The following is a 13484-nucleotide window of genomic DNA, read 5'->3' as shown; positions in this document are numbered from 1 at the left end:
GGGGGGCCCTGCCATGTCCGCTGAGTACGTCGACGAGACCGGTGCCTGTGGTGACGACGTGGCGGCCGGCCTGGCGGCCGCCGGGGCCGACCGGGCGGTGGAGCCGTCCCGTGCCCGACAGCTCTGGCACCTGCTGGAGCCGTTCCACGCGGTGCTGTACTACGCGCCCGAGGCCTTCGAGGAGGCCTCCGTGCTCGGCTACGGCAGCGCAGCGGACCGCTGGCCGAGCTACTTCCCCTTCCGGGCCGCCCCGCTCGGCGCGGTCGGCAGCGAGCGGGTGGCCTCCGCCTTCTACAGCTTCGCCCCGCGCATGGTCGCCGAGCACATGGACCCGGCCTGGCGGATCGCGAGCCCGGCCGAGGTGCTCGAAGCGAGGACGCGGGCCGTCGACCGCACCTACCGGAGCATCCTCGGCGACCGTGTCGACGACCCGCGCCTGGCCGAGGCCGCCGCCCTCGCCCGGCGCGCCGCCGAGGCGGCCGGCACCGCAGGGCGCCCACTGGCCGCCGCCAACGCCGAACTGCCCTGGCCGGAGGCCCCTCACCTCCAGCTGTGGCACGCGGCGACGATCCTGCGCGAGCACCGCGGCGACGGCCACCTCGCCGCACTCCTCGTCGCCGGACTCGACCCGGTCGAGGCGCTGGTGTCCTTCGCCGCGATAGGCGCCGCGTCCGTCGAGCGCTTCGCGAGCCGCGGCTGGAGCGACAGTCAGTGGTCGGCCGCCCGCGACCGCCTCGCCGCCCGAGGCCTGCTCGGCACCGACGGTACGGCGACGGAGGCGGGCCGCGCCCTGCGCCGCCGCGTGGAGGAGGACACCGACCGGCTCGCCGTGGCCCCCTGGCAGACCCTCGGCCGGACCGCCACCGACCGCCTCGGCGAACTCCTCGGCGACTACTGGGTCGCGGTGCTGTCCTCGGGCCTGCTGCCCTCCGAGTCGACCTTGGGAATCGGCAGGGTGTGAGCGGCAACCCGGCGCCAGATCCCTCCGTCCGCCCGCACGAGCCGCGCCAAGTGCGCCGAGAGCACACCGAGTCGGGTGAGTGGTCCCTCTCGTTCCCGCCCGGCCCCGAACCCGCCCCAACTTCCGCCTCCGGCCCCGCCCTGGCCCCGCCCTCCCGGCGGATACCGTGGGGCAGAACCGGGTAGCCGGGGCGATGAGGGCGAGCGAGGGGAGACGCACCGTGAGGCGTCTGTGGGGTGGGGCCGTCACCGCTGTGGTGATGACGGTCGCGGTGACCGGATGCAAAGTGGAGCAGACCGAGGGGTCCACCGGGCCCCAGCCGGCCGGGGGCGGAGGCGCCGCGCTGGCCGCCGCCGACTCACTGACCGTCAAGGGCCGGGCGCCCAAGACGGGTTACGAGCGAGAGCTGTTCGGCAGCGCCTGGGCCGACACGGACTCCAACTCCTGCGACACCCGCGACGACATCCTCAAACGCGACCTGGAGAAGGTGAGGTTCACCGACGGCGACTGCAAGGTCTCCTACGGCCTGCTGGACCCCGACCCCTACTCCGGCAAGGACGTCACCTACCGCCGCGGCCGCAGCCAGGTCGACATCGACCACATCGTCGCCCTGTCCGACGCCTGGCAGAAGGGCGCCAAGTACTGGAAGGCCGGCAAGCGCATAGCCCTCGCCAACGACCCCCTCAACCTGCGGGCCGTCGACGCGAGCACCAACCGCGGCAAGGGAGACGGCGACACGGCCACCTGGCTCCCGCCGAACAAGGCCTACCGCTGTCCCTACGTGGCGACCCAGGTCGCGGTCAAGAAGAAGTACGGCCTGTGGGTCACCGCCGCGGAGAAGGCCGCGATGAAGAAGGTCCTCGCCACCTGCCCGGACCAGAAACTCCCCACCGGCGGCAACCCGACCGAGGCACCGGCCCGCTTCCACGCCGGCTGAGCCGCCCCACCACGCCGTGCGTCTGGTTCGCGCCCCGCTCAGCTGCCGAGCTTGTCCAGGTCGAGGACCTTGCCGGCCGGCTTCCGGGCAGGGACGGGCTGTCCGTAGTCCCTGAACGTCAGGTGCACCGGCTCCTTGACGCCGGGCGCGCTGTCCACCCGCAGCAGATACGGCTTGCCCTCGGTGGCGACGTACAGGGTGTAGCGGTCCTTGCCCTCCTTCTCGTGCAGCACGATCGCGGGGGTGCCGTTCACGGTGGTGGTCTTGCCGCGGGTGGCGTCCGAGTCGACGTCACCCGCCCCGCCGAGCACCGCGTCCAGATCGCAGAAGCCCGCGATGTCCTTGGCGTCCTGGCCCTTGACGGCCATCTTGGTCCACTTGCCGGCCAGCATCCCCACCGCCGCGTCGGTGTCCGCCTTGGACTCGCCCTTGCTCTGCGCCCGCAGGAACGCCTCGTCGTACTTCATGTAGAGCGAGTCCCCGGTCTTGATCAGGTCGGCCTTGCCCTGGCCGCCCATCGCCATGGTCCCGGCGCACTCGCCCTTCTTGTCCAGGGCCATGTCGAGCCGGATCGTGCCGGAGCTCTCGTCGTCGGCGACCTCGCCCTTCATCCGCAGTGACGGGGCCCCGGTGCTGGCCTTCATCGCCCGGTCGGCGATCTGACCGCCGCTCAGCCCGGCGAAGGGGCCCTTCGGCTTGCTGTCCGCCTTGTCCTGCCCCGACAGGCAGCCGGTGAGCCCCGCGGTGGCCGCGGCGGCGAGACAGAGAGCGGCAAGAGCGGTACGACGCATGACAGTGTCCTTGCTGGGAGTGGTGTGACCGACGACCGCATCAGTGGCGGCCGGTCGCTCGTTCGCTACGTCAATAAGAACAGAGCGTGTGAACCGAGTCAACACGATTCCAACTCGGAGGTCTGTACACGCGCGTTGATGAAGCGCTCACGCGTGCGCCGGTATGCTCGGCGTCACACACGGGAAGAGGGGAGTGGGCCGGTGCAGGACAACGCGACAGAGGTGACCGCCGCCGGCATCGCACGGCTCGCCGGGGTGGGCCGTGCCGCGGTCAGCAACTGGCGCCGCCGCCACCCCGACTTCCCCAAGCCGGTCGGCGGCACCGAGACCAGCCCGTCCTTCGCGCTGGCCGAGGTCGAGGCCTGGCTGCGCAAACAGGGCAAGCTGGCCGAGGTGCCGCTGCGGGAACGGGTCTGGCAGCACCTGGCCGGCCACCCCGAGGGCCCGGTGACCGCGCTGGTGCACACGGGGTGCGTCCTGCTGCTCATCCACGAGCGGTCCACCGTCTGGCTCGACGTGAGCGCCGGCTCCGACGAGCGCCTGGCCGCGATGCTGCCGGGCGCGCTGGAGCAGGTACTCACGCCGCGCTTCGGGCAGGTGCGCGGCCACCGCGTTCACAGCGGGTGGGCCGGGGCGGAGGCGGCGGGTGTGAACACCCCTGGGGCTGTGAACACCCCGGGGGCGGTGAGCGCCTCGGAGGCTGTGAACCCGGTGCCGTCGGCTCGTCCTGCGGTCGGTGAAGCCGGGGTCGGCGGTGTGAACACCCCGCTGTCGGTTCACAGGCCGTCACCGACGCACAGCACGGACGCTGTGAACACCCCGCCGACTGTTGACGCCGCGTCCCCCCGCTCCGACCTCGCCGTGCCCGGTGCCGGCAGTCCGGCGCTGCACACGCCCACAGGCCCCGAACTGCTCCCCTCCGTCCCCCTCCTGCGCGGCGCGGCCGAGCTGGCGGCGGAGGTGGGGGCGCGGCAGGCCTTCGAGTTCCTGCTCGGCCGGCATCTGGACGCCAACCCGCGCCAGTACACGCTGACCCCCACCGCACTCGCCGGGCTCATGGCCGACCTCGCCGGTCCCGCCCGCACCGTGCTGGACCCGGCGTGCGGCACCGGCGCCCTGCTCCGCGCCGTCGACGCCCGCCCCGACCAGCGGCTGTACGCGCAGGACAGCGCCCCCGAACTCGCCGCGCTCACCGCGCTGCGGCTGGCCCTGCACACCCGGGCCGCCGTGCGCGCCGCCGCCGGGGACACCCTGCGCGCCGACGCCTACCCGGACCTGCGCGGCGACGCGGTGCTGTGCCATCCGCCGTTCAACGAGCGCAACTGGGGGCACGACGAACTCGCCTACGACGGACGCTGGGAGTACGGCTTCCCGGCGCGCACCGAGTCCGAGCTGGCCTGGGTGCAGCACGCGCTGGCCCGGCTCGCGGACGGCGGTACCGCCGTACTGCTGATGCCGCCCGCCGCCGCCTCCCGCCGTTCCGGCCGGCGGATCCGCGCCGACCTGCTGCGCCGGGGCGCTCTGCGGGCCGTGGTGGCGCTGCCGGTGGGGGCGGCGCCGCCGTACAACATCGGGCTGCACGTGTGGGTGCTGCGCCGCCCGGACCGGACGCCGGTGACGCCCGAGGTGCTGCTCGTCGACACCGGGCGGTTCGCCGGTGAGGGGCGTGGCGGCCCGGACTGGCAGGCCGTGCGCGACACCGCCCTCGACGCCTGGAGGGCCTTCGGACGCGGCGGGCGGTTCGACGCGCGTCCGGGGCTGGCGAGGTCGGTGCCGGTCATCGAACTGCTCGACGACGACGTCGACCTCGCGCCCGCCCGCCACCTTCCGCCGCCGGCCGCGGCGGACGGCGCGGAGCAGCTCACCGCGGTGCGCGAGCGCCTCGGCGAGACCCTGCGCCTGACCGCCGACCTCACCCCGCCCGCCGCCGGTGTCGAGCGGCCCGTGCGCTGGCCGCTCATCACCGTCGGTGAACTCGCGCGCGGGGGCGCCCTGCTGATGCGTACGGGCGGCAACGGCGGCCACGCGCGCGTGCCGGTGCTCACCGACCACGACGTGCTCGCCGGGACGGGGCCGACCGGAGCGCTCCCCGAGAGCGACGAGGAGGCGGTGCTGACACAACCGGGCGACGTCGTCGTGCCGGTGCTGGGCGGTGGCTCGGTGGCGCGGGTGATCGACGACGCGACAGGGGGCGCCGCCCTGGGGCGCAACCTCGTGCTCCTGCGCCCCGATCCGACGGAACTCGACCCGTGGTTCCTCGCCGGCTTCCTGCGCGGCACCGCCAACAACCGCCAGGCCAGCAGTTACGCGTCCACCGCCACCCGGCTGGACGTGCGCCGCCTCCAGCTGCCCCGGCTCCCGCTGGACGAACAGCTGCGCTACGGCGCGCGTTTCCGGGCGCTGGACGATTTCGAGCGGGCGCTGCGCCGTGCGAACCGGCTCGGCGATCAGCTGGTGCGCGGAATGTACGACGGGCTGACGGACGGCACGGTGGCACCGGACTGAACCGGGCCCGCCGAGCGCACGCCACCAGCGCACGCCACCAGCACACGCCACCGAGCGCCCAGCACCGGGTCTCGCTGGACAACGGTTCGGTACAACCCGGACCGGTTGTCCGTGCCGGGCCATATGCTCGGACCGACATCGGACGACCGGCGTGCGCACAGCGGGCCACACCGGTCGGACAGGGACGCCCATTTCAGGCATCAGGAGCAGCCATGCAAGGCCACGGCTACGCACAGCCGGTGAAGCAGCCGCCGCACCCCGCGTGGCTGGCCTTCCTGCGTGTGCTGTTCGTGGCGACCGGGATCCTCAGCATCGGCTTCCTGGCGTGGGTGATGCTGCTGAGACTGGCGATCGTGACCCGCAAGTCGCTGGACTGGGGCCTGCTGGTGGCGGCGTTCGCCGCCGACGTCCTCAGCGTGGTGCTGCTGAGCGACGAGCCCGGCGACGAGATACACACCCCCGGCGGCTACCTGGGCATGGCCGTACTGCTGGGCACGCTGGTCGCCGCGATCGCGTACTACCTCGGGGCGGACATCCGCCACTTCCACCTGCTCGGGCAGGCCCGCGCCGGGCAGCCGCAGGCTCCGGTGACACCGGCGTACGGCTACCCGGTGACCCCGTCGCCGTTCACCGCGACGACCGTCCCCACCCTGCCGCACACCCCGCACGGCCTGCACACCCCGCACACCCCGCCGCCCGTGGCGCACACCCCGCCGCCCCGGCCGCCGGTGCCCGCGCCGCCGCAGCGTCCGGCGCCCGCCCGGATCGACCAGGTGCGCGCCGAACTCGACGAGCTGAGCGACTACCTGCGCCAGCACGACCAGCACGACCGGCCCGGCCGGCCGGGTCCGTACGACGGTGACCGCGAGGGCGGAAGGTGAGCGTGGCGACCGGACGCGTCGTCGCCGGACGCTACGAACTGTCCACGCTCATCGGGCAGGGCGGCATGGGCCAGGTCTGGACGGCCTACGACCAGCGGCTCGACCGCCGGGTGGCGGTGAAGCTGCTGCGCCCCGACAAGGTGGCCGGGCAGGAGGCGGACGAGCTGCGCCGCCGGTTCCTGCGCGAGTGCCGGGTGACCGCGCAGGTCGACCACCCCGGGCTGGTCACCGTGCACGACGCGGGCACCGAGGGCGAGGAGCTGTTCCTCGTCATGCAGTACGTCGACGGCGCCGACCTCTCCGACCACCTCGCCGAGCACGACCCGTACCCGTGGCAGTGGGCGGTCGCGGTGGCCGCGCAGCTGTGCGCCGTGCTGAGCGCGGTGCACGCGGTGCCGATCGTGCACCGCGACCTCAAGCCGCGCAACGTGATGGTGAAGCAGGACGGCGCGGTCACCGTCCTCGACCTGGGTGTCGCCTCGGTCATGGACGCCGACACCACCCGCCTCACCCACACCGGCACGCCGATCGGCTCGCCCGCCTACATGGCGCCCGAGCAGGCGATGGGCGGCGCGGTGGGCCCGTACACCGACCTGTACGCGCTCGGGGTGCTGCTGCACGAACTGCTCAGCGGTGACGTGCCCTTCGCGGGCTCCACGGCGCTCGGCGTGCTGCACCGGCACCTGTACGAGCCGCCGCTGCCCGTGCGCCGCCTCCGCCCCGAGGTGCCGGAGGCGCTGGAGGCGCTCGTGCTGCGGCTGCTCGCCAAGGACCCGCAGCACCGCCCGGCCTCGGCGCAGGAGGTGTACGAGCACTTGGCCCTGCTGCTGCCCGCGCGCGGGATACCCACCGGGGCCCCTCTGGACCCCACCCGCCCCTTCCTGCGTCCGCACGCCCCCTGGCCGGACCGGGCGCGGACGCCCGCGCCGCAGCCCGCCCCCGCCGCGTCCGCGGCGCCCGCCGCCGCCAAGCCGGACGTCGCGCGCGCGGTGGACGAGGTCAAGCGCCTCCTCGGGGAGGGCCGTATCACCCAGGCCGTCGACATCCTGGGCGCGATCCTGCCCGCGGCCGCCGAACAGCACGGCGAGCACTCGCCGGTGGTGCGCACGTTGCGCAAGCAGTACGCGGCCACCCTGATGGACGACGGCCAGTACCGGCGTGCGCTGCCCGAACTGCGCCGGCTCGCCGACGAACGCGCCACCGAGGCCGGGCAGGCGGACCCGCAGTCCCTGCGCTTCCGCTACGAGGCGGCCCAGTGCCTGGAGCAGCTCGGCGAACCGGCCGCGGCGCTCGCGGAGTACCGCGCGCTGCTGCCGTACTACGAGAACCAGTACGTCTCCGGTGATCCGCAGCTCGCCCACGACGTGCGGCGCCGCATCGGCCACCTGCTGCTCGCCCTCGGTGACCGCCCGGCCGCCCACGACACGCTGGCCCGGCTGCTGCACGACGTGGAACGCGTGCACGGCCCCGGGCACCCGCTCGCGACGGACATCCGGCGCACTCTGCAATGGCTGGGACAGGTGCGCGGCTAGCAGGCGCCCTCTCCGGGGAACGACGCACAGCCGACGAACACAGCGAACGAACACAGCGAACGACGTACAAGGGTGGGGTTGTCATGTCTGGTCACCGGCAGTCGAAGAAGCGCAGGTACGTCACGTGGGCGGTCGCCGGCGCCGCCGTGGTGGCCGGCGGCGGGATCGCCGCGCAGACGTCGACGGCGGCCACCGCCTGGCCCGCGCAGAAGACGTTCACCGGCCGTGCCTTCGACGCCTGCACCGCGCCCTCGAAGGCCGCGATGAAGGCCTGGCACACCGGCTTCTACGGCGCCGCCGCCGTCTACGTGGGCGGCCGGAACCGCGGCTGCGCCCAGCCCAACCTCACCGCCTCCTGGGTGACGTACGTCAGCGGCCTAGGCTGGAAGCTCGTCCCGCTCTACGTCGGCGCCCAGCCTCCCTGCCAGAGCGGATCGAGCCCGGAGAAGCTCACCGCCGCCACGGCCGCCTCCCTCGGCGCGAAGGACGCCGCCGACGCCGTGGCCAAGGCGTCCGCCCTCGGCATGAAGGCCGGCAGCCCGGTCTACCTCGACATGGAGGCCTACGACAGCACGGACAAGGCGTGCAACGACGCCGTGCTGACGTACGTGCGCGCCTTCGACAAGGGGCTGCGGGCCAAGAGCTACCGCGCCGGCTACTACGGCTTCAGCAGCTCCAGCGCCAAGGCCGTCGCCACGGCCACGGACACGACGGATCTGCCGGGCAACCTCTGGTACGCGCTGTGGGACAGGAAGAACACCACGACCTCCGACTGGCCGTTCGGCGCGACCCGGTTCACCGGTCACAGCCGGGCCCACCAGTACCTGGTCAACAGCAAGGAGACCCGCGGCGGCCACACCATCACGGTGGACCGTGACGCCTGGGACGCCCCGGTGGCCGTCACCGGCTGATCCGGGACCCACCGGTACGGGGCGCGGCGGTGCCCGAAGCCCACGTGAATCGTTGGTCGAATGGGTTGGCCGGAGCTTGCCCACTGCCTACCATCGATCATCGCAAGACGTCGTGCGTCCGTCCGTCGCCCCACCGCCCCGGTGGGGACGCCGCGCGTCGCGCCTGTTGCCGCAATCTCCTCAGGAGGTTTTCTTGCACCGCCGTCGCACCGCGCTCGTCCTCACCGCCGTGATCGCCGCGGCCCCTGTCCTGACCGCCTGCGGGAACGACGCGCACCCGGGCGCGGCGGCCGTCGTCGGCGGTCAGCGGATCACCGTCGCCCAGTTGCAGGACCGGGTCGACGAGGTGCGCCGGGCGCAGCAGGCGGCGGTGCCGGACGAGACGCAGTACCAGCAGGTCGTCGCCTCCACCAGCAGCCTCACCCGGGACACGCTGCACAACATGGTCCTGGACCGCGTGCTGCACCGGGCCGCGCGGGACGCGGGCATCGGTGTCACCCGCCATGAGGTCCAGCAGATGCGCACCGGCCTGGAGCAGCAGGCCGGCGGCTCACGGGCGCTGCGGACGGCCTGGCTGCAGAAGTACGGCATCGCGCCCGAGCGCCTCGAGGACAATCTGCGCCTCCAGATCGAGGCCCAGAAGCTCGCCGCCAAGCTCGGCACCGACACCACCCAGCCCGCCTTCTGGAAGGCCCTGTCCGGCGCGTCCCGGGAACTCCACGTCGACCTCAACCCGCGCTACGGCGCCTGGGACGTGCGCAAGAGCAGCCGCGTCGACGCGAAGACGCCGTGGCTGCGCGAGGTCACGGCGACCGGTTCGCAGCAGCAGACGACCTGACCACTCGGCGATGTGCCCCCGTGACGGCGTCCGCCGTCGTGGGGGCATCACGCCGGGGGCGTCACGCTCTGACGACGGGCCGCAGGCCACGAGGCCGTTGATCGTACGATCACAGCGCACCCGGTGGCCTGTGGACAACGCGGCCGGTCCGTCGCCGGCGTGGGTTACGTTCGGATCGTGAACGAAATCAGCTCCGAAGCCGCCCCCGGTCGCATCGTCCTGCTCACCACCAGCCACCGCGTCGCGCCCGGTCTGCTGTCCTGGCCCGCCTGGCAGGCGCTGCACGCCGCCGACCGCGTGCTGTGCTCGGACGGCGCGCATCCGCAGCTGCCCTATCTGCGGGAGGCCGGGACCGCGGTGGAGGAGGCGTCCGTCACCGCCGAGGAACTGGTCGACGCCTGCGCGGGCGGCCGGACGGTGGTGGTCGTGGCGACGGGCGAGGGCGAGCCCGCGCTCACCGACGGCCTGGCCCGCCTGGCCGGCTCCGGCCGCGTCCGGATGCCCGACCTGGAGCTGCTCCCCGCCTCCTACGACCTGCCGGGCGCCCGCCTCCTCGACCTCGTGCAGGTCATGGACCGCATCCGCGTCGAATGCCCCTGGTCCTCCCGGCAGACCCACCGGGGCCTGGCGAAGTACGGCATCGAGGAGGCGTACGAGCTCGTCGAGGCGATCGAGGCCGGCGACCGCGACGAACTGCGGGAGGAACTGGGGGACGTCCTGCTCCAGGTCGTCTTCCACTCCCGGATCGCCGAGGAGGACCCGGACGCGCCCTTCTCGATCGACGACGTGGCCGGCGGCATCGTCACCAAGCTGATCCACCGGCACCCGCACGTCTTCGGCGAGGAGAGCGCCGAGACCCCCGAGGACGTCAAGGAGCACTGGCTGCGCACCAAGGCCGAGGAGAAGCGCCGCGCCTCGGTGACGGACGGCGTGCCGCTCGGCCAGCCCGCCCTGGCCCTCGCCGCCAAGCTCGCCTCCCGCACCCGCACCGCCGCCCTGGAGGTACCGCTGCCGCGGGGGGAGGGCGTCGGCTACGAGCTGCTGGCCCTGGCGATCCGCGCCGAGGCCGAGGGCGTGGACCCGGAGGCGGCCCTGCGGGCGGCGGCACGGGCCTACCGGGACGCCATACGCACGGCGGAAGGCCTGCCCGTCCCCGGCCAGGAGAGGGAGGAGCGGTGACCGGCCGCCCCGCCACCCAGCCCCCCGCGGAGACGGCAGGGCCCCCGGCGGACACGCCAGGCCCCCCGGTCCCCGCCGCCCCGGACCTGTTCACCTGGGAGTTCGCCACCGACCCCTACCCGGCGTACGCCTGGCTGCGCGAGCACGCCCCCGTGCACCGGACCACGCTGCCCAGCGGGGTGGAGGCCTGGCTGGTCACCCGGTACGCCGATGCCCGGCAGGCCCTGGCCGACCAGCGGCTGAGCAAGAACCCCGCGCACCACGACGAGCCCGCGCACGCCAAGGGCAAGACCGGTATCCCGGGGGAGCGCAAGGCCGAGCTGATGACGCATCTGCTGAACATCGACCCGCCGGACCACACCCGGCTGCGGCGGCTGGTCAGCAAGGCGTTCACCCCGCGCAGGGTCGCCGAGTTCGCGCCCCGGGTGCAGCAGCTGACCGACGACCTCATCGACCGGTTCGCCCGGGAGGGCTCCGCCGACCTCATCCACGAGTTCGCGTTCCCGCTGCCCATCTACGCCATCTGCGACCTGCTCGGTGTCCCGGGAGAGGACCAGGACGACTTCCGGGACTGGGCGGGCATGATGATCCGGCACGGGGGCGGACCCCGGGGCGGGGTAGCGCGGTCGGTGAAGAAGATGCGCGGCTACCTCGCCGAGCTCATCCACCGCAAGCGGGAGGCGCTGCCCGCCGACCCGGCCCCCGGCGAGGACCTGATCTCCGCCCTCATCCGGGCCTCCGACCACGGCGAGCACCTCACCGAGAACGAGGCCGCGGCGATGGCCTTCATCCTGCTCTTCGCCGGCTTCGAGACCACCGTCAACCTCATCGGCAACGGCACCTACGCCCTGCTCACCCACCCCGGCGAGCGCGAGCGCCTGCAAGCCTCCCTGGCCCGCGGCGAGCACGGCCTGCTGGAGAGCGGCGTCGAAGAACTGCTGCGCTACGACGGCCCCGTGGAGCTGGCGACCTGGCGCTTCGCCACCCGGCCGCTCACCATCGGCGGGCAGGACATCGCGCCCGGCGATCCCGTCCTCGTCGTCCTCGCTGCCGCCGACCGGGACCCGGAGCGGTTCGCCGGCCCCGACGTCCTGGATCTGGCCCGGCGCGACAACCAGCACCTGGGCTACGGCCACGGCATCCACTACTGCCTGGGCGCGCCGCTCGCCCGCCTGGAGGGCCAGACCGCTCTCGCGACCCTCCTGACCCGCCTGCCCGACCTGCGCCTGGCGGCGGACCCGGCCGAGCTGCGCTGGCGCGGCGGCCTCATCATGCGCGGCCTGCGCACCCTCCCCGTGGAGTTCACACCGCAACGCCCCTGACGACCCGTGAACTCCCCGGCCCTCCCGGCCCTCCCGGGCCGGCGGTGCCACCCCGCCCGTCGCTGCGTGTGGGCACACCCTCATTCCGTGATCTTCACGTGATCTGCGCGGCATTAACTTGTGACAAGTGATCGTCTGCCGATACGTTCACCCATCAGCGCGGCGTCGAGCGTGATCCGCCGCGCTGTTCACCGTTGTCGCGCGAAAGGTCTCCGTATGCTCTCCGGGAACGGTCGTCACCGTCGCCCCCGTCAGGCTCCGGCCCTCCTCGTCGCGGCCGGGGTGACCGGCTCCGCCATCGCCATCCCGCTGCTCGGGGCGGCCTCCGCGAACGCGGCCGACGGCACCACCTGGGACAAGGTGGCCGAGTGCGAGAGCGGCGGCTCCTGGAGCGCGGACACCGGGAACGGGTTCTACGGCGGCCTCCAGATCTCCCCGGGCGACTGGGAGCGCTACGGCGGCCTCGACTACGCCGCCAGCGCGGACGAGGCCAGCCGTTCGCAGCAGATAGCCGTCGCCGAGCGGATCCTGGCCGACCGGGGAACCACCCCCTGGGCCACCTGCGCCCTGCTCTCCGGCCTCACCTCGAACTCTGCGTCGGTGGACGTCGACACGGGCGTCGGCGATTCGGACACATCGGGTTCATCCGGTTCATCGGGATCATCCCATTCGTCCGACTCGTCCGGGTCGTCGGGCTCCCAGGGCTCCGGTGACTCCACCGGCTCGGCGGGCTCGTCCGACTCCACGGGATCGTCGGGTACGTCCGGCTCCCCCGACTCGCCCGCTCTGCCCGATTCGTCCTCGCCCTCACCCTCCGACTCCGCGTCGGACAGCGCCTCGCCGGACGCGAACGCGGGTGGCGATACCGCCGTGGACCACGGCAAGTCGGGCAAGTCGTCCCCTGGGAATTCCGGTTCGGGGTCCGGCGGCTCGCGGCGGGCGGCCGGTTCGGCCACTGCGGCTCCGGAAGCCGGCGACTCGGACAATTCCTGGCAGACCGGCGGCTCTTGGAGCCTGGTCGACACCGGTTCGATCGGCACCGGCCGGCATCGCGGGGTGAGCGCGGACGAAGTGGCGGGCGCGAAGCCCGTCGCCACGTCCTACACCGTCCGCGACGGCGACTCGCTGGTCTCCATCGCCGACTCCCTTGCCGTCGACGGCGGGTGGCACGCGCTCTACGCCGACAACAAGGCGGCCATCGGTGCCGACCCTGACGACATCGCCCCCGGTCAGACCCTGCGTGTTGGTGGCGAAACGGTCGAAAAGTAGAGCCAGTTGACGCCCCATTTAGCGCATGATGTCCGGTTTGGCGAAAGTGTGGGATGAGTCTCAGAAGCCCTGATCGTCTTTGAAATTCCGTCGATCACCTGTCTACGGTCGAAGCCGCTCGTCACCACGAGCCCCGGCCGCCGCAACGCCGAATCCTGCCAGTGGCGGCCCGGGAACAGTCGTCGCGTAATGCGCCGTAGGCAGGAGCGGGGGACCCAAGGTAGGCGCCGGGACCAGCGGTTGACGCTGGAACCGGCTAGGGGTGGAGCCACCCTTCCCGAGACGGGAGGGTGGCCGGGCAACTCAACCGGCCCGAACCCGACAGCTCACCTCGCAGGCGTCGGTGAGGGGATCGATC

General features: G+C 73.3%; 11 protein-coding genes and 1 riboswitch. Of the genes, 10 read left to right on the top strand and 1 reads right to left on the bottom strand.

Translation table 11 applies throughout. The features are described 5' to 3' along the window. Nucleotides 1-13 precede the first annotated feature (13 nt). Nucleotides 14-961 (top strand): SCO6745 family protein, encoded by a 948-nt coding sequence (locus ACZ6CZ_RS16240; RefSeq protein ID WP_469020785.1) that lies wholly within the window; start codon nt 14-16, stop codon nt 959-961. 220 nt (nt 962-1181) lie between these two features. Continuing rightward, nucleotides 1182-1898: an HNH endonuclease family protein gene (locus tag ACZ6CZ_RS16235; protein WP_469020783.1), complete on the top strand. Its 717-nt coding sequence runs from the start codon at nt 1182-1184 to the stop codon at nt 1896-1898. A 38-nt stretch (nt 1899-1936) separates the two neighbouring features. On the opposite strand, the gene ACZ6CZ_RS16230 is transcribed toward ACZ6CZ_RS16235, so the two are convergent. Beyond that, nucleotides 1937-2689 carry a hypothetical protein gene (locus ACZ6CZ_RS16230; RefSeq protein WP_469020781.1) on the bottom strand — a complete coding sequence of 251 codons (753 nt, stop codon included), beginning with the start codon at nt 2687-2689 and terminating at the stop codon, nt 1937-1939. A 201-nt stretch (nt 2690-2890) separates the two neighbouring features. Between ACZ6CZ_RS16230 and ACZ6CZ_RS16225 the strand changes: the two genes are divergently transcribed. The 8 genes from ACZ6CZ_RS16225 to ACZ6CZ_RS16190 all read left to right on the top strand — a co-directional run bounded on the left by ACZ6CZ_RS16225 (nt 2891) and on the right by ACZ6CZ_RS16190 (nt 13126). Beyond that, nucleotides 2891-5194 (top strand): N-6 DNA methylase, encoded by a 2304-nt coding sequence (locus tag ACZ6CZ_RS16225; RefSeq protein WP_469020778.1) that lies wholly within the window; start codon nt 2891-2893, stop codon nt 5192-5194. Nucleotides 5195-5406: 212 nt separating this feature from the next. Then, nucleotides 5407-6075, top strand: a complete 669-nt coding sequence (locus ACZ6CZ_RS16220) for a hypothetical protein (RefSeq protein ID WP_469020775.1) — start codon at nt 5407-5409, stop codon at nt 6073-6075. A 38-nt stretch (nt 6076-6113) separates the two neighbouring features. Continuing rightward, nucleotides 6114-7607 carry a protein kinase domain-containing protein gene (locus tag ACZ6CZ_RS16215; protein WP_469021621.1) on the top strand — a complete coding sequence of 498 codons (1494 nt, stop codon included), beginning with the start codon at nt 6114-6116 and terminating at the stop codon, nt 7605-7607. A gap of 83 nt (nt 7608-7690) precedes the next feature. After that, a complete protein-coding gene (locus tag ACZ6CZ_RS16210) occupies nt 7691-8518 on the top strand; it encodes a glycoside hydrolase domain-containing protein (protein ID WP_469020773.1) in 828 nt (275 codons plus the stop codon). A 193-nt stretch (nt 8519-8711) separates the two neighbouring features. Continuing rightward, nucleotides 8712-9356 carry a SurA N-terminal domain-containing protein gene (locus tag ACZ6CZ_RS16205; RefSeq protein ID WP_469020770.1) on the top strand — a complete coding sequence of 215 codons (645 nt, stop codon included), beginning with the start codon at nt 8712-8714 and terminating at the stop codon, nt 9354-9356. A 177-nt stretch (nt 9357-9533) separates the two neighbouring features. Then, nucleotides 9534-10535, top strand: a complete 1002-nt coding sequence (locus ACZ6CZ_RS16200; protein ID WP_469020767.1) for a nucleoside triphosphate pyrophosphohydrolase — start codon at nt 9534-9536, stop codon at nt 10533-10535. Further along, nucleotides 10532-11857 (top strand): cytochrome P450 family protein, encoded by a 1326-nt coding sequence (locus tag ACZ6CZ_RS16195; RefSeq protein WP_469020764.1) that lies wholly within the window; start codon nt 10532-10534, stop codon nt 11855-11857. The genes ACZ6CZ_RS16200 and ACZ6CZ_RS16195 overlap by 4 nt, the downstream gene beginning before the upstream one ends. 216 nt (nt 11858-12073) lie before the next feature. Beyond that, nucleotides 12074-13126 carry a transglycosylase family protein gene (locus ACZ6CZ_RS16190; protein WP_469020762.1) on the top strand — a complete coding sequence of 351 codons (1053 nt, stop codon included), beginning with the start codon at nt 12074-12076 and terminating at the stop codon, nt 13124-13126. A 182-nt stretch (nt 13127-13308) separates the two neighbouring features. Further along, nucleotides 13309-13481: riboswitch (cyclic di-AMP (ydaO/yuaA leader) on the top strand. The last annotated feature ends 3 nt before the right edge of the window (nt 13482-13484 follow it).

The sequence above is a fragment of the Streptomyces sp. NPDC041135 genome (assembly GCF_055592085.1).
The sequence above is the reverse complement of the archived record's forward strand: the minus strand, read 5'-3'. Positions and strand labels throughout refer to the sequence as shown.

Coding starts and splice junctions, on each gene's coding strand:
- ACZ6CZ_RS16240 (WP_469020785.1), top strand. CDS start 14: ATGTCCGCTGAGTACGTCGACGAGACCGGTGCCTGTGGTGACGACGTG.
- ACZ6CZ_RS16230 (WP_469020781.1), bottom strand. CDS start 2,689: ATGCGTCGTACCGCTCTTGCCGCTCTCTGTCTCGCCGCCGCGGCCACC.
- ACZ6CZ_RS16220 (WP_469020775.1), top strand. CDS start 5,407: ATGCAAGGCCACGGCTACGCACAGCCGGTGAAGCAGCCGCCGCACCCC.
- ACZ6CZ_RS16210 (WP_469020773.1), top strand. CDS start 7,691: ATGTCTGGTCACCGGCAGTCGAAGAAGCGCAGGTACGTCACGTGGGCG.
- ACZ6CZ_RS16190 (WP_469020762.1), top strand. CDS start 12,074: ATGCTCTCCGGGAACGGTCGTCACCGTCGCCCCCGTCAGGCTCCGGCC.